The organism is Duganella sp. CT11-25, from assembly GCF_047302815.1.
In the GTDB taxonomy this organism is placed as follows: Bacteria; Pseudomonadota; Gammaproteobacteria; order Burkholderiales; family Burkholderiaceae_D; genus Rugamonas.
Window position 1 is genome coordinate 557,561 of the sequence record NZ_JBKBFD010000001.1, and the last position, 18,456, is coordinate 576,016.

At 64.8% G+C, this 18,456-nt stretch carries 14 protein-coding genes; 7 read left to right on the plus strand and 7 right to left on the minus strand.

Translation table 11 applies throughout. The features are described from left to right. Window positions 1–5: 5 nt before the first annotated feature. Entirely contained in the window at window positions 6–1,022 is a 1,017-nt protein-coding gene (locus ACEN9F_RS02300; RefSeq protein ID WP_413417414.1) for a family 43 glycosylhydrolase, read from the plus strand. On the opposite strand, the gene ACEN9F_RS02305 is transcribed toward ACEN9F_RS02300, so the two are convergent. From ACEN9F_RS02305 to ACEN9F_RS02330, 6 genes are read right to left on the minus strand one after another with little or no spacing between them, the layout of a single operon-like run. Beyond that, window positions 1,019–2,395, minus strand: a complete 1,377-nt coding sequence (locus tag ACEN9F_RS02305) for an FGGY-family carbohydrate kinase (protein ID WP_413417416.1) — start codon at window positions 2,393–2,395, stop codon at window positions 1,019–1,021. The genes ACEN9F_RS02300 and ACEN9F_RS02305 overlap by 4 nt on opposite strands. Beyond that, window positions 2,392–3,408, minus strand: coding sequence for an ABC transporter permease (locus tag ACEN9F_RS02310; protein ID WP_413426944.1), 1,017 nt, complete (start codon window positions 3,406–3,408; stop codon window positions 2,392–2,394). Before ACEN9F_RS02310 ends, ACEN9F_RS02305 begins: the two co-directional genes overlap by 4 nt. Before the next feature lie 14 nt (window positions 3,409–3,422). After that, a complete protein-coding gene (locus tag ACEN9F_RS02315; RefSeq protein ID WP_413417418.1) occupies window positions 3,423–4,418 on the minus strand; it encodes an ABC transporter permease in 996 nt (331 codons plus the stop codon). After that, window positions 4,415–5,932: a sugar ABC transporter ATP-binding protein gene (locus ACEN9F_RS02320; RefSeq protein WP_413417420.1), complete on the minus strand. Its 1,518-nt coding sequence runs from the start codon at window positions 5,930–5,932 to the stop codon at window positions 4,415–4,417. Before ACEN9F_RS02320 ends, ACEN9F_RS02315 begins: the two co-directional genes overlap by 4 nt. Before the next feature lie 18 nt (window positions 5,933–5,950). Next, window positions 5,951–6,958, minus strand: coding sequence for a rhamnose ABC transporter substrate-binding protein (gene rhaS, locus ACEN9F_RS02325; protein ID WP_413417421.1), 1,008 nt, complete (start codon window positions 6,956–6,958; stop codon window positions 5,951–5,953). Further along, a complete protein-coding gene (locus tag ACEN9F_RS02330) occupies window positions 6,955–7,821 on the minus strand; it encodes a DeoR/GlpR family DNA-binding transcription regulator (RefSeq protein WP_413417423.1) in 867 nt (288 codons plus the stop codon). Before ACEN9F_RS02330 ends, rhaS begins: the two co-directional genes overlap by 4 nt. Before the next feature lie 310 nt (window positions 7,822–8,131). On the opposite strand from ACEN9F_RS02330, the gene ACEN9F_RS02335 reads away from it, so the two are divergent. Genes ACEN9F_RS02335 through ACEN9F_RS02360 form a run of 6 tightly spaced genes read left to right on the plus strand, consistent with a single transcriptional unit; the run spans window position 8,132 to window position 17,478 of the window. Continuing rightward, window positions 8,132–10,231, plus strand: a complete 2,100-nt coding sequence (locus ACEN9F_RS02335) for a bifunctional rhamnulose-1-phosphate aldolase/short-chain dehydrogenase (protein ID WP_413417425.1) — start codon at window positions 8,132–8,134, stop codon at window positions 10,229–10,231. Between the two features lie 44 nt (window positions 10,232–10,275). Next, window positions 10,276–11,571, plus strand: a complete 1,296-nt coding sequence (gene rhaI / locus ACEN9F_RS02340) for an L-rhamnose catabolism isomerase (RefSeq protein ID WP_413417427.1) — start codon at window positions 10,276–10,278, stop codon at window positions 11,569–11,571. Window positions 11,572–11,601: 30 nt separating this feature from the next. Further along, window positions 11,602–14,541 carry a tRNA(Met) cytidine acetyltransferase TmcA domain-containing protein gene (locus ACEN9F_RS02345; RefSeq protein WP_413417429.1) on the plus strand — a complete coding sequence of 980 codons (2,940 nt, stop codon included), beginning with the start codon at window positions 11,602–11,604 and terminating at the stop codon, window positions 14,539–14,541. Further along, complete coding sequence (locus tag ACEN9F_RS02350) at window positions 14,538–15,974, plus strand: glycoside hydrolase family 28 protein (protein WP_413417431.1); 1,437 nt, start codon at window positions 14,538–14,540, stop codon at window positions 15,972–15,974. The genes ACEN9F_RS02345 and ACEN9F_RS02350 overlap by 4 nt, the downstream gene beginning before the upstream one ends. Then, window positions 15,974–17,167, plus strand: a complete 1,194-nt coding sequence (locus tag ACEN9F_RS02355) for a glycoside hydrolase family 88/105 protein (protein ID WP_413417433.1) — start codon at window positions 15,974–15,976, stop codon at window positions 17,165–17,167. Before ACEN9F_RS02350 ends, ACEN9F_RS02355 begins: the two co-directional genes overlap by 1 nt. Beyond that, the gene (locus ACEN9F_RS02360) at window positions 17,164–17,478 is read left to right on the plus strand and encodes an L-rhamnose mutarotase (RefSeq protein WP_413417435.1); all 315 of its coding nucleotides are present in this window, start codon (window positions 17,164–17,166) and stop codon (window positions 17,476–17,478) included. Before ACEN9F_RS02355 ends, ACEN9F_RS02360 begins: the two co-directional genes overlap by 4 nt. Here the strand turns inward: ACEN9F_RS02360 and ACEN9F_RS02365 are convergent. After that, a complete protein-coding gene (locus tag ACEN9F_RS02365; protein ID WP_413417437.1) occupies window positions 17,466–18,395 on the minus strand; it encodes an alpha/beta hydrolase in 930 nt (309 codons plus the stop codon). The two genes, ACEN9F_RS02360 and ACEN9F_RS02365, sit on opposite strands and share 13 nt — an antisense overlap. Window positions 18,396–18,456 lie beyond the last annotated feature (61 nt).

The following is an 18,456-nucleotide window of genomic DNA, read 5'->3' on the forward strand; positions in this document are numbered from 1 at the left end:
CATACATGGCGCAAGCATTCTTTGCGCGTGGACTGCAAGCGGCGGCCTTGATGGCCGCCGTTTTGTCGTTTGCGCAGGCGGCGGAGCCGCAATTCAATAACCCGCTGGTGCGGCAGCGGGCAGACCCGCAGGTGGCGTTGCACAGCGACGGCTATTACTACTACACGGCGACGGCGCCCGAGTACGACCGCATCGAGCTGCGGCGCGCCCGCTCGCTCAATGCGCTGGGCACGGCCGCGCCGCAGGTGGCGTGGCGCAAGCACGCCAGCGGCGAGATGGGCGCGCATATCTGGGCGCCGGAGATGCACTACATCGACGGCAAATGGTATATCTACTTCACCGCCGGCCGCGCCGATGCGATCTGGGAGATTCGTCTCTACGTGCTGGAAAACAGTTCGCCCAATCCGCTGGAAGGTGAGTGGATCGAACGCGGACAGCTGAAGACGGGCTGGGAGTCGTTCTCGCTGGATGCGACGACGTTTGCGCTGGACGGCAAACGCTACCTGGTCTGGACCCAGCGCGCGCCGGACGCGGCTTCGCACGCGACCAATATCTACATGGCGCAGATGGATACGCCGCTGTCGATCAAGGGACCGGCGGTGCTGCTGTCAAAGCCCGATTACGCATGGGAGAAGGTCAAGTACGAAGTGAACGAGGCGCCCGCGGTGCTGGTGAAGAACGGCCGCGTATTCCTGACCTATTCCGCCAGCGCGACCGACGCCAACTACTGCCTGGGTTTGTTGACAGCGCCGGTGGGCGGCAAGCTGCTGGACGCGGCATCCTGGAGCAAGTCGCCGGTGCCGGTTTTCAGCAGCAGCGCGGCGAACGGCCAGTACGGGCCTGGCCATAATTCCTTCACGACCACGCCGGATGGCAAGACGGACATCCTGGTCTACCATGCGCGCAATTACCGCGACATTGCCGGCGATCCGCTCAAGGACCAGAACCGCCACACCCGCGCGCAGGTGCTGCACTGGCGCGCCGACGGCACGCCGGACTTCGGCGTGCCAGTGGCGGATTAAAGCGCGGCTAGCCAGCGCTCGCGGTACTCCGCCAGGCCCGCAAGCAGCAGGGGCCTGGCGGTCTTGCTGCGCGCCGCCGGCGTGCTGCCCCAGTGGTGCAGCATCCAGGCGCCGCAAGTGGTGCCGCTGGCATCGTCGGTGCTGCCGATCTTCTGCTCCGGCCGCAAGGCCGCCAGCAGCGGCGCGAACCACGGATTGCCGGTAAAGCTGCCTTCCACCACCACGGCCGCACCGGAAGCTGAAATGCCCAGCGCGGTCAGGCAGTAGTCGCTCATCAGCACGCAGTAGAGCGTGGCCAGCGCGTAGCGTTGGCGGGCGTTCTCCGGCGCGGGACCTGTCACTGCACCGGCTCGTCCGGAAAACGGCCCGCCGGTGCTGGAGAAGCAGGGTAAGGCCATGGTCCGCTGCTCGACCAGCGACTGTAAATCCTCGATGCTGCAGGGCTCCGCATCGCTACCCGCCAGCTCGCCGAACTCGCGGCCGCCCATGAAGCGCATGCAGGCCACGGCCTGGCCTAGCGCATTGCTGTTGGCCAGCATGTCCGCCTGCTCGCGCAAGCCGTCGAGCGGCATGCCCGGGGCTGCGGCAATCACCCAGGTGCCGGTGGACAGCACGGCCGGCGCCGCGCCAGCGTTTGCGCTGAGGTGCCGCAGCAGCGAGGCGTTGCTGTCGTGGATGCCGCACAGTACGCGGCAATCCTCCGGCAGCCCGGTCAACCCGGCCAGCTCCGGCTTGATCCGGTTGAGCGGCGCCCACGCTGGCCGCAGTGGCGGGAACAGGCGGCTCCAACCCATGCGCTCCACCAGCGACGAATACTGCTGGCGCGACGGCTGCCACAAATCGGTATGGCATCCCAGCGAAGTCACCTCGCTGGCCGCCATGCCGGACAAGCGCCAGGCCCAGTACTGCGGATACATCAGGATATGCCGCGCGCGCCGGAACTGCTTGGGGAAGGCCTGCGCCTGCCAGGCCAGCTGGCGGCCCAGGTTCAAGCCCGCAGGCAGTTGCGGCGAATAAGTAGCGGAATAGGGCGGACGCTGCACCGCATAGTGCGCCTGCTGCGATGCCGGCAGCTCGTACTCGTAATCGAGCACCGGCAGCACCAGGCCTTCGTCATCGACCAGCGCGGCGGTGGCGCCGTGCGTGACAGGGACGATGGCGCCGACTTGCGCCTGGCTGGAAAACACCTTCATCGCGGCCAGCATCCACGCCCAGATCCGTTCGGTGTCGTGGTGCGGATACAGTCCGTCCTGCACGATCGCATTCGGGCTGCGCTGCTCCGCCAACACCATGCCGTCGGCGGCCACCAGCACCAGCTTGACATTGGTCTTGCCGATATCGAGGACGATGGTGGCGTTTTGTTGCAGCGTCATTTCGCGGTCTTCCGGCCCCGCAGCAGGCGAGGCAAGGCGATGGTCGCCAGCAGCAGGATGCCGACCACGATGGTCATGTAGATGCCGGGGATATTCGCCAGCGACAGGCCGTAGGTCACGGTGCCCAGCGTCAGCACCGCCAGCATCACGCCGCCGATGGTGCCGGCGCCGCCCGCGATGCTGACGCCGCCGAGGATTACCATCGTGATCACTTCCAGCTCCCATCCCATCGCGATGTTAGGCCGCGTGCTGCCGATGCGGCCCGTCAGCAGGTAGCCGGCCAGGCCGGCCATCGCGCCGGTCAGCATGAACAGCATCATGCGGTAGCGGTCCACGTGGATGCCGGAGAAGCGCGCAGCCACCGGGTTGTTGCCGATGGCGTAGATGCGCCGGCCGGTGCTGGTCGCATGCAGCACCACCGCAAACAACGCGGCAAAGGCCAGCAGCACCACGAATTCGCGCGGGATAAAGCCGAAGAAGTAGCCCTGGCCCCAATCGGCCATCAGCTGCGGATAGCCGGTGAACGCCTGGTCGCCCAGCACCACGCTGGCGAGCCCACGGAACAACGAAACGGTGCCGATGGTGACCACGATGGACGGCAGGCCGAATTGCGTCACCATGATGCCATTGAGGCAGCCGCACAGCGTGCCGGTGGCCAGCGCGATCGGCAACAGCGCCTCCGGTGGCATGCCGTTGGCGTTGGCCAGGCCGATCGCCACCGACGACAGTGCCAGGATGCCGGACACGGAAATGTCGATCTCGCGGCAGATGATCAGCAGTGCCATCGGCAGCGCGATCAGCGCTTTCTCGCTGAAGTTGAAGGTGCCGTCGGCCAGGCTGTCCAGGTCGAGGAAGTTCGGCAGCAGGATGCTGTTGGCCGCGAAGGCCGCCAGCAGCAGCAACGCCAGCAGGCTTTCCCAGCGGCCCAGCAACGCGCCGGCGCGGAAGCCCGGCTTGTCGGCGATGATGTAGCGCGAGGAGGACGCCGCAGATGGCGCAGATTCCGCGGACATGGTGGTACTGGTATTCACGCTGCGCTCCCGGATGGTTTATTCAGATGCAGCGGCAGGATCTGCCGGCCGCCTTGCTTGCCGTTGCGGGCATTGATCAATACCGCCGCCAGGATCACGATCCCGGTCAGCGCGCTTTGCCAGAACGGCGAGACTTTCACCACCGGCAGCGCGTTGCCGATCACGGCCAGGAACAAGCCGCCCAGCACGGCGCCGGCCACGCTGCCGCTGCCGCCGGCGATGCTGATGCCGCCGATGACGCAGGCCGCAATCACGGTAAATTCAAAGCCGTAGGCGATTTCGGTGTAGGCCACGGCGTAGCGCGCCACCCACAGGTAGCCGCACAGGCCCGAAACCGCGCCGGCCAGGCCGTAGGTCCACAGCAGGCGCCTGGCGATCGGGATGCCGACGTAGCGCGCCGACGCCGGCGCGTTGCCGATGGCGTACAGGTCGCGTCCGAAGCGCGTGTGCCGCGCCAGGTACCATGCGGCCAGCACGGTCGCCGTAGCGATCCAGACCAGGTGCGTGACGCCCAGCAGGCGTGCCAGCGGGAAGGCGATAAACTCCGGCGGCATCTGGTGCGACGATACCCAGGCGCCGCCGGACAGCACGAACACCAGGCCACGATACACGCTCATGGTGCCCAGCGTGACGACGATGGGCGGCAGCTCCAGGTAGCCGATCAGGTAGCCGTTGATCAGCCCGAGCACCAGCCCGATGGACAAGGCGGCCAGCATCACGACGATCAGCGGCAGGGAAGGGAAGCGCGACGCCAGCAGCGCCGACATCATGCCCGCCAGCGCCAGGCTGGACGCCATCGACAGGTCCACGCCGCGCGTGACGATGACCAGCATCTGCACCAGCGCCAGCATGATCAGCAGCGTGCTGTCGGTCAGCAGGTTGGCCAGGCTGGCGCCGCTGACGAAGACCGGCGCACGGACGCCGACCAGCAAGATCAGCACGACGGTGCACAAGGCCAGCTGCGTCTCGCGCAGTTTCAATAACGCCTTCATGCGCATTCCTCCAGCTGTACCACGCAGCCCGATGCGGCGGCGACGATGTTCTCCGGTGTCGCATCGGCGCGCTCATACACGGTTTCGATGCGGCCCTGGTGCATGACCACGATGCGGTCGGCCAGGCCCATCACCTCCGGCAGCTCGGACGATACCAGTATCACCGACAAGCCCTTGGTCACCAGCTCGCCGATGAAACGGTGCACGGCGGCCTTGGAGCCGATATCGATGCCCTTGGTTGGCTCATCGAGAATAATCACCTTGGGATTGGTCGCCAGCCATTTGCCCAGCACGACCTTCTGCTGGTTGCCGCCCGAAAGTTCGGACACGTTCTGCATCAGATGCGTGGCCTTCAGTTCCAGCTGCTCGGCGTAGTGGCGCGCGATCGCCTTCTCTTGCGCGCGCCGTCCGCACAGGAAGAATCCCACGCGTGACAGCACCGGCAGCGTAATGTTGTGCAGGATCGGCATGGTCAGGTGCGCGCCCTGGTGCTGGCGGTCTTCCGGCACATAGGCGATGCCGTGCCTGACTGCGTCGCGTGGCGAGGAGATGCTGATCTCCTCGCCACTCAGCCTGACGGTGCCGCTCACGCCGGAACTGAGGCCGAACAGCGCCTGCATGACTTCCGAGCGTCCGGCGCCTACCAGCCCGTAGAAACCGAGTATCTCCCCTTGGCGCAGCGCGAAGCTGACGTCGTTGAACTCCTTCGGATGGCAAAAGCCCGACACCTCCAGCAGCACCTCGCCAGGCTTGACATCCGCCTTCGGGTAGGCCTGCTTGACGGCGCGGCCGACCATCAGCGCCACCAGTTCCGGCTCGGTGATGTCGGCCAGCCGGCCTTCGGCGATGAACTGGCCGTCGCGCAGCACCGTATAGCGGTCCGCGACCGCGAAGATCTCGTCGAATTTATGCGAAATGAAAATGACCGCCGTGCCGGCATCGCGCAGCTGGCCGATGATGCGGTACAGCTCATGGATCTCGCGTTGCGACAGCGATGCCGTCGGCTCGTCAAGGATCACCACGCGCGCATCCTGCGACAACGCCCGCGCGATTTCGACGAAGTGCCGCTGCGCCACGCTCAGGTCCTTGACCCGTGCGCGCACCGGCAGCGTCACTTCCAGCCGCGCAAACAACTGCTCAGCCTCCGCCTCGATGCGTGCCCAATCGATGCGCGCGCCCTTGGCTGGATGACGGCCGACGTAGATATTCTCCGCCACCGTCAGTTCGTCGAACATCACCGTCTCCTGGTGCACGGCGGTGATCCCGGCACGCATCGCATCCTGTGCGTTCTCGAAAGCGACCGGCCTGCCGGCCAGCTCGATGGAGCCCTGGTCCGGCTGGTATATGCCGGTCAGCGTCTTGACCAGCGTGGATTTGCCCGCGCCGTTCTCGCCGATCAGCGCCATCACTTCACCCGCGCGCACCGACAGCGCCACGTTGTTCAACGCGACGATGCCGGCAAAGCGCTTGCTAATCCCGGTCAGTTGCAGGACCGGGCTTGTATTCGTATTCATAGGGACTGGGACTCCGGCTCAGAAAATCTTGGAGAACTTGTCGACGTTCCCTTTGTCGTAGGTGAACGGTGGCGCCATCGCGCCTTCACCGTTGGCGTCGAGCGCGATGCTGCCCATGCGGCCCGCGGAGACGCTACCGCCCGGTTTCGCGGTCGGCTGGGCCTTGACGAAGTCATACGCCGCATAGGTCGCCGCATATCCGAGGTCGATCGGGTTCCAGATCGCGAACTCGCGCACCGCGCCGCTCTTGACGTGGCCCGCCATCTCGGACGGCAGCCCCAGGCCGGTGACGTACACCTTGCCGACCAGGTGCTCGTCCACCACCGCCTTGCTGGCGGCGTTGATACCCACGGTGGTCGGGGCGATGATCGCCTTCAGGTTCGGATTGCTGCGCAACAGGCCGATCGCTTCGCGGTAGCTCTTGTCCGACTGGTCGTCGCCGTAGACAGTGGCCACCAGCTTCATCTTGCTGAACTCCGGCTTGGTCAGCACGTTCTTCATGACGCCGATCCAGATGTTCTGGTTGGTCGCCTGCGCCGACGCCGACAGGATCGCGATCTCGCCTTCGCCGTTGATGGCGTCGGACGCCATCTGGATCTGCTTCAAGCCGATCAGGTCTGCATTGGAGGGATTCAGCTGCATCAGGCGGCCTTCCTTGGCCAGGCCGCTGTCGAACGAGATCACCTTGATCCCGCGCGCCATCGCCTTCTTGGTGATCGGCACCAGCGCATTCGGATCGTTGGCCGAGATGACGATGGCGTTGACCTTCTGGCTGATCAGCGAGTTGATGATCTCGATCTGGCCTTCCGCGCTGGGCGTGGTCGGGCCGGTGTAGATGATCTCGACGCTCTTCAACTCCTTGGCCGCATCCAGCGCGCCGGTATGCGCGGCGTCGAAGAAGCCGTTGCCGAGGTTTTTCACCACCATCGCGATGCGGATTTTTTCAGGCTCCTTCTCCTTGCAGCCGGCGATGGCCGTGAGCAGGCCGGCGGCAACGGCCGCCAATACGATCTTCCTGAGCTTCAATGGGCTGCCTCCGACTGGTACATCGCTGCGGACTGGTAATCGAACGGCGTCGCAAATGCCGACGGCGTGAGCTGCTGCGGCAGCGCCTCGGGTTCCACCGTCACCACGCGCACGCCGGATTGCTCCAGCAGCTGCACCGCCGAATCGGACGCGTAGGTATCGGTGATCACGGTCGCCACGCGGTTCAATCCGCACAGGATCAGGCCCGCCTTCTTGGCGAACTTGGAGCTGTCGGCCAGCACGATCAGTTCCTCGGCCTGCGAGATCAGGCGCTTCTCGGCCTGGATCAGCAGCGGGTCGGCTTCCATCAAGCCAAGCAGCGACAGGCCGTAGACGCTCATGAACATCTTGGCGGCGTAGTGGTGCTGGGTGATGTCGTTGTCGAAGGGGCTGAGTATCACGTTCTGCTCGCGATAGACTTTGCCGCCCGGGACGATGATTTCGTTTTCACTCGACACCAGCAGGCGCTCGGCCATGAGGAAGGAATTGGTCAGGATCTTGAGGTGCTGGTCGACCAGGAATTCGGCCATCATGAAGGTGGTGGTGCCGCCGTTGATGATGATCGTTTCGCCTTCGGTGCACATGCCGGCCGCGTAGCGGGCGATGGCGCGTTTGCGCTCGGCGTAGCACTGGATGTTGTTCTGGAAGGTCTCGCTGCTGAGCGTGAAGCCGCGCTTTTTCTGCTCAAGGTTGGCGGCTCCGCCACGGGTGCGGGTGAGCAGGCTGCGGGCTGCCAGCCAGCTGATGTCCCGCCGCACGGTGGCCGGCGAGGCGCTGAGCCAGTCGACCAGTTGCGGCACGCTGGCCGTATTATGTTCGGCAAGCAACTTCAGCAAACGTTTACGGCGCTTGTGATTTACCATTTCTGTCTCCTTTTATTTGCAACTACTACCGTCGCTGCCTTGGTTTGTGCCTTGGGACCGATCCGGTGTGTCACTTTATTAACGGTAAAGACTAAACACTTCAAAATCGCGAGTCAATCATTGTGCGATCAATTATTTGATTGTTTCGATACTCGTTTGGCATACCAATCACATTTCAATCAACGGAATGATTATTTGGTTCTTGGTCATCATGTTGATTGCTTCTGCATTGACACCCATCGCCGCCTGATTTCTACTGAATGCTCTTGCCGCATATGGCAAAAAGAACATCTAACAACGGAGATCAGCAATGAAAGTAACCCAGCAGCAAGCACCGATCAGTTCTTTGTGGGACGACAACGCTGCAGCGGCCATGAGCGAGCCTGAACTGCTACTGTATCGGTCCAACTTGCTCGGATCGGACCTGCGCATCACCAATTTCGGCGGCGGCAACACCTCGGCCAAGGTCATGATGGCCGACCCGCTGAACGGCCAGCAGGTCGAGGTGCTGTGGGTGAAGGGTTCCGGCGGCGACCTTGGCAGCATCAAGCTTGACGGCTTCTCGACCCTGTACATGGACAAGCTGAATGCACTCAAGGGCCGCTATCGCGGACTGGCGAACGAGGACGAGATGGTCGCCTACCTGCCGCACTGCACCTTCAACCTGAACCCACGCGCGGCCAGCATCGACACGCCGCTGCACGCCTACATCGACCGCAAGCACGTCGATCACATGCACCCGGACGCGGTGATCGCGATCGCCGCCTGCGCCAGCAGCAAGGCGTTGACGCAGAAAATCTTCGAAGGCGAACTGGGTTGGCTGCCGTGGCAGCGTCCCGGCTATGACCTGGGCCTGAAGCTGGAAGCGGTATCGAAAGCCCAACCCGAGCTGAAAGGCATCATCCTCGAAGGCCACGGCCTGTTCACCTGGGGCGACACCGCCAAGTCCTGCTACGAGACCACGCTGGCCATCATCAAGCGCGCCGAGGAATGGCTGGCCGCGAACTCGAAACAGCCGTCGTTCGGCGGCCAGGCTATCGAGCCGCTGCCGCCGGAAGAGCGCAGCGCGCTGGCCGCGAAGCTGATGCCTCTGCTGCGCGGCAAGATCAGCCGCGATGAATACAAGCTGGGTCACTTCGACGACAGCGCCGCCGTGCTGGAATTCGTCTGCAGCCGCGACCTGCAGCCGCTGGCCGCGCTGGGTACCTCCTGCCCGGATCACTTCCTGCGTACCAAGATCCGTCCGTTCGTGGTCGATTTCGATCCGTTAAAGCCGGACTTCGACAAGCTGGTCGCCAGCCTCGATCAGGCGCTGGAAGATTACCGCGCGGGCTACGTCGCCTACTACGAGCGCTGCAAGCATGACAACAGCCCGGCCGTGCGCGACGCCAATCCGATCATCTACCTGATCCCCGGCGTGGGCATGCTGTCCTTCGCCAAGGACAAGGCCACGGCGCGCATCGCCGGCGAGTTCTACGTCAACGCCATCAACGTGATGCGCGGCGCGAACGGCGTCGACACCTATGTCGGCCTGCCGGAACAAGAAGCCTTCGACATCGAATACTGGCTGCTGGAAGAAGCGAAGCTGCAACGCATGCCGAAGCCGAAAAGCCTGGCCGGCCGCATTGCGCTGGTCACCGGTGGTGCCGGCGGCATCGGCCAGGCGGTGGCGAAACAGCTGCTGCAGGAGGGCGCGTGCGTCATGCTGACCGATATCGATCCGGAAGCGCTGGAGCAGGCGCACAAGGAACTGGTCAAGGGCGCCGGCAAGGACAGCGTCGGCAGCGTGGTCGCCAACATCACCAGCGAAGCGGCGGTGGAAGCCGTGCTGGCTGCGGCAGCGCTGCGCTTCGGCGGCGTCGACCTGCTGGTTTCCAACGCCGGCATCGCCTCGTCGGCGCCGCTGGAAGACACCACGCTGGAAATCTGGGAACGCAACCAGAACATCCTGGTCACCGGCTACTTCCTGGTCAGCCGGGCCGCCTTCCGCATCATGAAGCAGCAGAAGCTGGGCGGCAGCATGGTCTTCGTCGCCAGCAAGAACGGCCTGGTCGCATCGGCCGGCGCTTCGGCCTACTGCACCGCCAAGGCGGCCGAGATCCACCTGGCGCGCTGCATCGCGCTGGAAGGCGCGCCGCACGGCATCCGCGTCAACGTCGTCAATCCGGACGCGGTCATCCGTGGCTCGCGCATCTGGGACGGCAAGTGGAAGCAGGAACGCGCGCAGTCGAATAAAATCGAGGCTGACGACGTCGAGGCTTTCTACCGCGAGCGCAGCATGTTGAAGTTGAGCGTCCTGCCGGAGGATATCGCCGAGGCGGTCTACTTCCTTGCGAGCGACAAGGCGGCCAAGAGCACTGGTAATATCCTCAACGTCGATGCAGGCAATGCCGGCGCATTCACGCGCTGAGCGCGAGTTGGCTACATATAAAATAATAAAGACGGAGACACACTATGAGCACCATTATCGACAGCGGCCGCGTGGCCGAGCACAACGCCAAGCTGGCGGCAAACCTGGAAGCGGACTACGCGGCGCTGGGCGGCATCCTGCAACGGCGCGGCGTGGACATCGAGAGGCTGACCGCGCAGGCGCAGACCTTCGCGGTGGCCTTGCCCAGCTGGGGCGTCGGCACCGGCGGCACGCGCTTCGCCCGCTTTCCGGGCCGCGGAGAGCCGCGCAATGTGTTTGAAAAGCTGGATGACTGCGCGGTCATCCATCAACTGACCCGCGCCACGCCTGGCGTATCGCTGCACTTCCCGTGGGATAAGACCACGGATCCGGCGGCCTTGCGCCAGCAGGCCGAAGGCCATGGCCTGTACTTCGACGCCGTCAACTCCAACACCTTCCAGGACCAGTTGGGGCAGCAGCACAGCTACAAGTACGGCAGCCTGACCTCGCAGGACGCGGCGACGCGCGCGCAGGCCGTTGCGCACAACATCGAATGCATCGAGTTGGGCCAGGCGCTGGGCTCGAAGGCGCTGACGGTGTGGGTTGGCGACGGCGCCAATTTCCCGGGCCAGCACAACCTGCGCGGTGCGCTGGAGCGCTATCTGGACAGTGCGCGTGGCATCTACGCCGCGCTGCCTGCTGACTGGCTGATGTTCATCGAGCACAAGCTGTTCGAGCCGGCGTTCTATGCCACCACCATCGCCGACTGGGGCACCAGCTTTGCGTGCGCGCAGACCTTGGGCGACAAGGCCAAGTGCCTGGTCGACCTGGGCCACCATGCGCCGAACACCAATATCGAGATGATCGTCGCGCGGCTGGCGCAGTTCGGCAAGCTGGGCGGCTTCCACTTCAACGACAGCAAGTACGGCGACGACGACCTGGATTCGGGCAGCATCAATCCGTTCCAGCTGTTCCTGGTGTTTAACGAGCTGGCCGACGCGGCGTCGCGCGAAGGCGCTGCCTTCAAACCGGCCTACATGCTGGACCAGTCGCACAACGTGACCGATCCGATTGAAAGCCTGATGAACAGCGCGGTGGAAGTACAGCGCGCCTTCGTCCAGGCCAACCTGGTGGACCGTGCGGCCCTGCGCCAGCATCAGGAAGCCAACGATGCGCTGGAATCGGCGCAGGCGCTCAAGCACGCTTACCGCACCGATGTCGGCGCGATCCTGGCGATGGCGCGTTTCCGCTCCGGCGGCGCCATCGATCCGGTGGCGTGCTATCGCGCCAGCGGTTACCGCGCCAAGGCGGCGGAAGCGCGTCCGGCCAAGGCCGGCGCCAGCAGCAGCGGCATCGTCTAAGCCGTGGCCGCAGTCACGAGGAGCCGGCGCGTGACGCGCGGCTCAATGGCGCCTGTCGTGGGCGTCACGCTGGCCGCCGCGCTGCTGAGCGGCTCGGCCGGTATCTCTGTCGCGCAGACCGGTGCGCCAGCGGCCGCGCCTGGCGTGGTCCCAGCCGCTGGCGCGCTGGCGGCGCAAGCCGCAGCGGGTAATGGCGCATCGGCTGGTGCACCGTTCTCCGCTCCGGCCCCGTTGGTCTCGAACCGCATCGCCGACGTCGCCGCCCATCTGGCCGCGCCGCCGGACGACGCGCGCCCGATGGTGCGCTGGTGGTGGTTCGGCCCGGCCGTGGTGAACGCGCAGCTGGAACGCGAGCTGCTGGCCATGAAGGCTGGCGGCTTCGGCGGCGTCGAGATCCAGCCGGTCTATCCGATGGAGCTGGACGATCCCGCACGCGGCATCAGGAACGTCCCCTATATGTCGGGCGAATTCCTCGACTCCGTCAGCTTCGTCAATCGCAAGGCGAGGGCGGAAGGCATGCGCGTCGACATGACGCTGGCCAGCGGCTGGCCTTACGGCGGCCCGAACGTTCCCGTTACCGAATCCGCAGGCCGTCTGCGTCTCGCGGTAGCCGAACTGGCGCCGGGCGCCACCTCGGTCGCGCTGCCCGCCATCATGAGTGGCGAGTCGCTGCTGGCCGCCTTCGTCGGCGAAGGCAATCCGCAACAATACGACGCCACAGCGCTCAAGATGACCGAACTGCCCGCCGCCGCAGGTCCTGGCCGCGCGGTCGTCGCGCCTGCGTCCACGCCGCGTGTCATGGCCTTCTACATCGCCAGCCGCACCGGTCAGCAAGTCAAGCGCGCGGCCTTGGGCGCCGAGGGCTTCGTGCTCGATCACCTGAGCCGCAAAGCCATCGACCACCACCTCAACACCGTTGCCGAACCGCTGCTGAAAGCCTTTGGCGACCAGCCGCCATACGCCGTCTTCTCGGACAGCCTGGAAGTGTACGGCACCGACTGGACCGACGACTTCCTGTCCGAGTTCCAGCGCCGGCGCGGCTACGACCTCAAGCCGCACCTGCCGCTGATCTACAGCGGCCAAGGCGACAAAGCCGCCGCACTGCGCCACGACTGGGTGCAAACGCAAACGGAACTGGTCAACGAGCGCTATCTCACGCCGGTCAACGACTGGGCGCGCGCGCACAAGACGCAGTTCCGCTCGCAAACCTACGGCGAACCGGCGGTCTCGATGTCCAGCAACCGGCTGGTCGCGCTGCCGGAAGGCGAAGGTCCGCAATTCCGCACCTTCTCGTTCACCCGCCTGGCGACATCGGCGGGCCACATCTATGATCGGCCTGTGATCTCCGCCGAAACCTGGACCTGGCTGCATTCGCCGGCCTTCAGCGCCACGCCGCTGGACATGAAGGCCGAAGCGGACCGCATGCTGCTGCAAGGCGTGAACCAGTTCATCGGCCACGGCTGGCCGTACACGCCGCCGGGCTCCCAGGAACCGGGCTATGCCTTCTACGCCGCCGCCGTCTTCAACGACCACCAACCGTGGTGGAACGTCATGCCCGACGTGAACGCCTACCTGAGCCGCACCAGCTACCTGATGCGGCAGGGCCGGCCCGCCAACGATGTCGCGGTCTTGCTGCCGAACGACGACGTCTATGCCGCCGCAGTGCCGGGCAAGGTCTCGCTGTCGGCGGAGATGCATAAATACGTCACGCCTGAACTGACCGAGCAAATCCTCGACGCCGGTCATAACCTGGACTATGTCGATGCCGAGTCGATCCTCTCTGTCGGCGTAACGCATCCAGTGTTGGTCATGCCGCACGTGACACGGTTGTCGCCGGCGGTGCTGGCCCGGCTGTCCGACTATGTGCGCGGCGGCGGCAAGATCATCGCCATCGGCGCCATGCCGTCGCTGGCGCCTGGCTTTGCGGATGCGCAGCGCGTCTCGACGCAGGTGGCCTCGGCATCGAAAGCCTTGCTCGGCAAGCCAGGCGTGCGTCTCGTTGCGGCCGACGCGGCCGTCGGCGCCGCGCTGGCCAAGGCGCTGGCGCCGGACTTCAAGGTCGCCGCGCAGGCAGCCGATGTCGGTTTCATCCACCGCAAGCTGGCGGACGGCGACATTTACTTCATCGCCAACACCAGCAATCGCGAAGTGCGCACCAGCGCGACGCTGCGCGCGCCGCGCAAATCGGCGGCCTGGTGGAATCCGTACACCGGCAAGGCCAGCGCCGCAAGCGTCCGTCCAACGTTGGACCTTGCGCTCGCGCCGTACGAGTCGCGCGTGCTCGTGCTGACCGACAGCGCACAAAGCGCGCCACCGGCCGGTGCCGCCGGAGCGCTGTCGCGTAGCGGCCCGTCCGCCAGTACGTTCGCCAATGCGTCCGCAGTGGCGTCGCTTGATCAGGCGCCGTCGTCGGGCCGTGTCCTGGCAGACCTGAGCCGCGACTGGCAATTGCGCTTCCCAGGTTCCGGCGAGACGCAGGCCATGCCGGCGTTACGTTCATGGACCGACGATCCTGCCAAACGCTTCTTCTCCGGCGTGGTCACCTACAGCAAAGACGTCGAGTTGAGCGCCGCCCAGCTAAAGGGCAGCGCGATCCGCCTGGACTTCGGCCAGGGGACGCCGTTGGCGACCACGCCGAAAGTCCCAAGCGGCATGCGCGCCATGCTGGACAGCCCGATCCGCGAAGCGGCCGAAGTCTACGTCAACGGTCAGCGCGCCGGCGCCGTCTGGCATCCGCCGTATGAACTGGACATCACCAGCCACCTGCGCGCAGGCGCCAACCGGATCGAAGTCAAGGTCGCCAACCTGTCGCTCAACGCGCTGGCAGGGCAGGAGCGGCCGGACTACCGGCTGTTGTCCGCCCGCTACGGCCAGCGCTTCGTCCCGCAGGACACGCACCTGATCGTGCCGCAACCGTCAGGCATGCTCGGTCCAGTGCGCCTGCTGACCCAACCGGAAAGCAAACAATGATCAAGCATTGGATACGGCTTGCCATCGCCGCGCTGTTGGCGATATGCGCCGCCACTGCGGGCGCCAAAACCTACAACGCCGCCGACTACGGCGCCAAAGGCGACAGCACCACGCTCAACACCAAAGCCATCCAGGCCGCCATCGATGCGGCGGCCAAGGACGGCGGCACGGTGGTGCTCAAGCCCGGCATCTACCTGAGCGGATCGCTGTTCGTCAAAACCGGCGTCACGCTGCAAGTGGATAAGGGCGTGACCATCCTCGGCTCGCAGAAGCTGGAAGACTACCCGGTCATGCCGACGCGGATAGCCGGTATCGAAATGCGCTGGCCTGCCGCGCTGATCAACGTCTATGAACAAAAGAACGCCGCCGTTACAGGCGAAGGCACCATCGACGGCGACGGCAAGATCTTCTGGGACAGCTACTGGAGCCTGCGCAAAACCTACGAACCGCGCGGCCTGCGCTGGGCCTCCGACTACGATGCCCAGCGTCCCCGCCTGATCCAGGTGTTCAATTCGTCGCAGGTCAAGATCGGCGGCGGGCTGCTGCTGCGCCGCTCCGGCTTCTGGACACTGCACATCTGCTACTCGACCGACATCACCGTGGACGGCGTCATCATCCGCAACAACGAAGGCGGTCGCGGCCCGTCCACCGACGGTATCGACATCGACTCGTCCAAACGCATCCTGGTGCAGCACGCCGACATCGCCGTCAACGACGACGCCTTGTGCCTGAAAGCGGGCCGCGACTCCGACGGCCAGCGGGTCAACCGCAGCACGGAGGATGTCGTCATCCGCGACTCCATCGTGCGCGACGGCGCCGCAGGCGTCACCTTCGGCAGCGAGACGGCGGGAGGCTTCCGTAACATCGAGGCCTACAATATCACGGTGTTGGACCAGGTCCCGGTCGGCATCCTGTTCAAGTCCGCCCACACGCGCGGCGGCTTCGGCGAGAACCTGCGCCTTCACGATTTCACAATGAAGGGTACGCCCGTGGTCCTGCGCATCACCATGAACTGGAATCCGAGCTACAGCTACGCCGAGATCCCGAAAGAGATCAAGGACTATCCGCCGTATTGGAAAGTGCTGGCCACGCCGGTACCTCGGGAGAAAGGCATCGCCCACTTCCACGACGTTCGCATCTGGAACATCAAGGCCACTGGCGCCACTACCGCGTTTGAAGTGGACGGCTACAAGGAAGTCCCGTTGGACCGCTTCAGCCTTGAAAATATCGATATCGAGGCCAGGCACGGCGGTCATATCTACGACGCCAAGGGCTGGCAGTTCGCCAACACGAAACTGACCTTGACCGAGCCGGTTGCGCTGGAAGACGCCATATCGGTACTCGGCCTGCCGCCAGCCAGCAGCGTCGTCAAGCCGGCGAAACCGAAAGCAGATCCATCCAAGAAAAGCTTTGAAGAACAGGACAAAACTTGATGAAAACTTCGCATCTCTTGCTCGCCGCGTTGGGCCTGGCCACCGGCGCGCTGCACGCACAACAGCAATATCCGCTGCCGACACCTGCCATGCAGGCCATCGTCGACAAGGACACCAGCCGCCACTTCGGCGACGCGCCCGCCGATGGCGGCCCGATGGCAACGGACCTCTCGCCAGCGCTGGAACCCGCAGCCATCGATAAGGCCATGCGCAAGGTCGCCGATTGGCAGCTGGCGCGCACCGTGCCGCACCTGGACCGGATATGGACCTCCAGCGTGCTGTTCTCCGGCTTCATGGCCGCGTCGGAAGCCAGCGGCGATCCGAAATACCGCGACGCCATGCTCGCCATGAGCAAGCAGTTCGAGTGGAAGTTGCGCACACCCTATCCGAATGCGGACGATATCAGCGTCGCGCAAACCTACCTGGAGCTGTACCTGCGGGAGCCTTCGCCGGAGCGCATCGCGCCGACGCGCGCGGAACTGGAAACCCTGATCGACCTGAAAACGCTGAAGCCGGGCGACGACCGCCTGCCATGGTGGTGGTGCGATGCGCTGTTCATGGCGCCGCCGGTCTGGGTAAAAATGTACAAGGCCACCGGCGAGCGCCGATACCTCGACTATGTGCACGATCAATGGCGCAAGACCTACGATCTGCTGTATGACAAGGAGGAGCACCTGTACGCGCGCGATGCCAGTTACACCACCAAGCGCGAACCGAACGGCAAGAAGATCTTCTGGTCGCGTGGCGAAGGCTGGGTGTTGGGCGGATTGGCGCGCACGCTGGACTACATCCCCAAGGACGATCCGCAACGCCCGTTCTACATCCAGCAATTGCGCGAGATGTCGGCCCGCATCGCCCAACTGCAAGGTGTGGACGGCCTGTGGCACGCCGGCCTGCTGGATCCGGCCAGCTATCCGCTGCCTGAGATCTCGGGTTCCGCGCTGTTCGTCTTCGGCATGGCCTATGGCGTCAACCAGGGCTATCTGGACGCTAAGGTCTACCGCCCGGTGATCGAGCGCGCATGGACGGGTATCCTGAAGCACGTCTATGCAGATGGTCGCCTGGGTGGCATCCAGCAAACCGGCGCCGAGCCGGCATTCTACCTGCCGGCATCGAGCTTCAACTACGGCGTCGGCGGCTACCTGCTGGCCGCAGCGGAACTGAAAAAGATGGCCAATGGAGGCAAGCCGTGACCACCCGCGCGTTCCGCATGAAGCTCAAGCCTGGCACGGTGGCCGAGTACAAGCGCCGCCACGACGAGCTGTGGCCGGACCTGGGCCGCGCGCTCAGGGAGGCCGGCATCTATGACTACTCGATCTTCCTCGACGAGGAAACGCTGCATCTGTTCGCGGTGCTCAAGCTCTGGCCCGACCACAAGCTTGAAGCGCTGCCGGCCAAGCCGGTGATGCAGCGCTGGTGGGATTACATGGCGGACCTGATGGAAGTGGAGCCAGGCAACCGGCCCCGCGAATGGCCGCTTGAGAAGATGTTCTACTTCGCCTGAGCCACGCCTGGCGCGCTGGCCGGCGCGAGCAGTCCCCGGTCACGGAGCCATTCCTCGGCACGGCGCGGCCAGCCGGATGAAGTGCCCAGGCCATCGCGCATGCCCATGCCGTGGCCACCGTGCTCGAACAGATACATCTCGGCCGGCACGTGCGCCTTGGTCAGGGCCTGGTAGAACAGGATGCTGTTCTCGACCGGGACCGCCTGGTCGGCCTGCGTGTGGATCAACAGCGTAGGCGGCGTGGCCGGCGTGACCTGTTTTTCCAGCGACATCAGCTGCAGCGCCTCGGCCGACGGTGCGGTTCCCAGCAGCGCCTTGCGCGAGCCCGCGTGCGCGGCCGGGTCCTGCATCGTGATCACCGGGTACATCAGCATCAAAAAGTCCGGCCGCGCGCTGGTCGCGTCGAGCGCCGCGCCGGTGCGGCCCAGCGGACTGTCGAACAGCGTGCCAGCGCTGGCCGCCAGGTGGCCACCGGCCGAGCTGCCCATCACGCCGATGCGGGCCGGATTGATGCCGAATTCCGCCGCCCGCGAGCGCAGGGTCCGCACCGCGCGCAGCACGTCTTGTAACGGCGCTGGATGTCCATACTCCTGCATGCGATACTTGAGCACAAAGGCGGTGACGCCCAAGGTGCCGAGCCAGTTTGCGTATTGGTCGCCCTCGCGGGCCGTGGCCATGCGCACATAGCCGCCGCCAGGGCAAATGATGACGGCGGTGCCGTTGGGATGGTCGACCGCTGGGCCTACCATGGTCAGCGATGGTTCGCTGACGTTGGAGTTATAGCCGTTGCCGATTTTTTCGGGACCGATGTCGCGGGCGCCGGGCACGCCTTCTGGCCAGAGCTGGATGACTGTCGGAGCGCTGAAGGCCAAGCCGGCACTGGCGCCAAGTATGAGAGTGAGCAGTATTTTTTTCATGTCGGAGAGATTAGCAGATGAATAAACGGATGTGGTGCACTGTTACATTGGCGTTACTCGC

Excerpts from the sequence above, each read along its gene's own strand:
- ACEN9F_RS02365 (WP_413417437.1), bottom strand. The coding sequence starts at position 18,395 with ATGAAAAAAATACTGCTCACTCTCATACTTGGCGCCAGTGCCGGCTTG.
- ACEN9F_RS02310 (WP_413426944.1), bottom strand. The coding sequence starts at position 3,408 with ATGTCCGCGGAATCTGCGCCATCTGCGGCGTCCTCCTCGCGCTACATC.
- rhaI (WP_413417427.1), top strand. The coding sequence starts at position 10,276 with ATGAGCACCATTATCGACAGCGGCCGCGTGGCCGAGCACAACGCCAAG.
- ACEN9F_RS02355 (WP_413417433.1), top strand. The coding sequence starts at position 15,974 with ATGAAAACTTCGCATCTCTTGCTCGCCGCGTTGGGCCTGGCCACCGGC.
- ACEN9F_RS02335 (WP_413417425.1), top strand. The coding sequence starts at position 8,132 with ATGAAAGTAACCCAGCAGCAAGCACCGATCAGTTCTTTGTGGGACGAC.
- ACEN9F_RS02300 (WP_413417414.1), top strand. The coding sequence starts at position 6 with ATGGCGCAAGCATTCTTTGCGCGTGGACTGCAAGCGGCGGCCTTGATG.
- ACEN9F_RS02350 (WP_413417431.1), top strand. The coding sequence starts at position 14,538 with ATGATCAAGCATTGGATACGGCTTGCCATCGCCGCGCTGTTGGCGATA.
- ACEN9F_RS02330 (WP_413417423.1), bottom strand. The coding sequence starts at position 7,821 with ATGGTAAATCACAAGCGCCGTAAACGTTTGCTGAAGTTGCTTGCCGAA.
- ACEN9F_RS02320 (WP_413417420.1), bottom strand. The coding sequence starts at position 5,932 with ATGAATACGAATACAAGCCCGGTCCTGCAACTGACCGGGATTAGCAAG.
- ACEN9F_RS02315 (WP_413417418.1), bottom strand. The coding sequence starts at position 4,418 with ATGAAGGCGTTATTGAAACTGCGCGAGACGCAGCTGGCCTTGTGCACC.
- ACEN9F_RS02305 (WP_413417416.1), bottom strand. The coding sequence starts at position 2,395 with ATGACGCTGCAACAAAACGCCACCATCGTCCTCGATATCGGCAAGACC.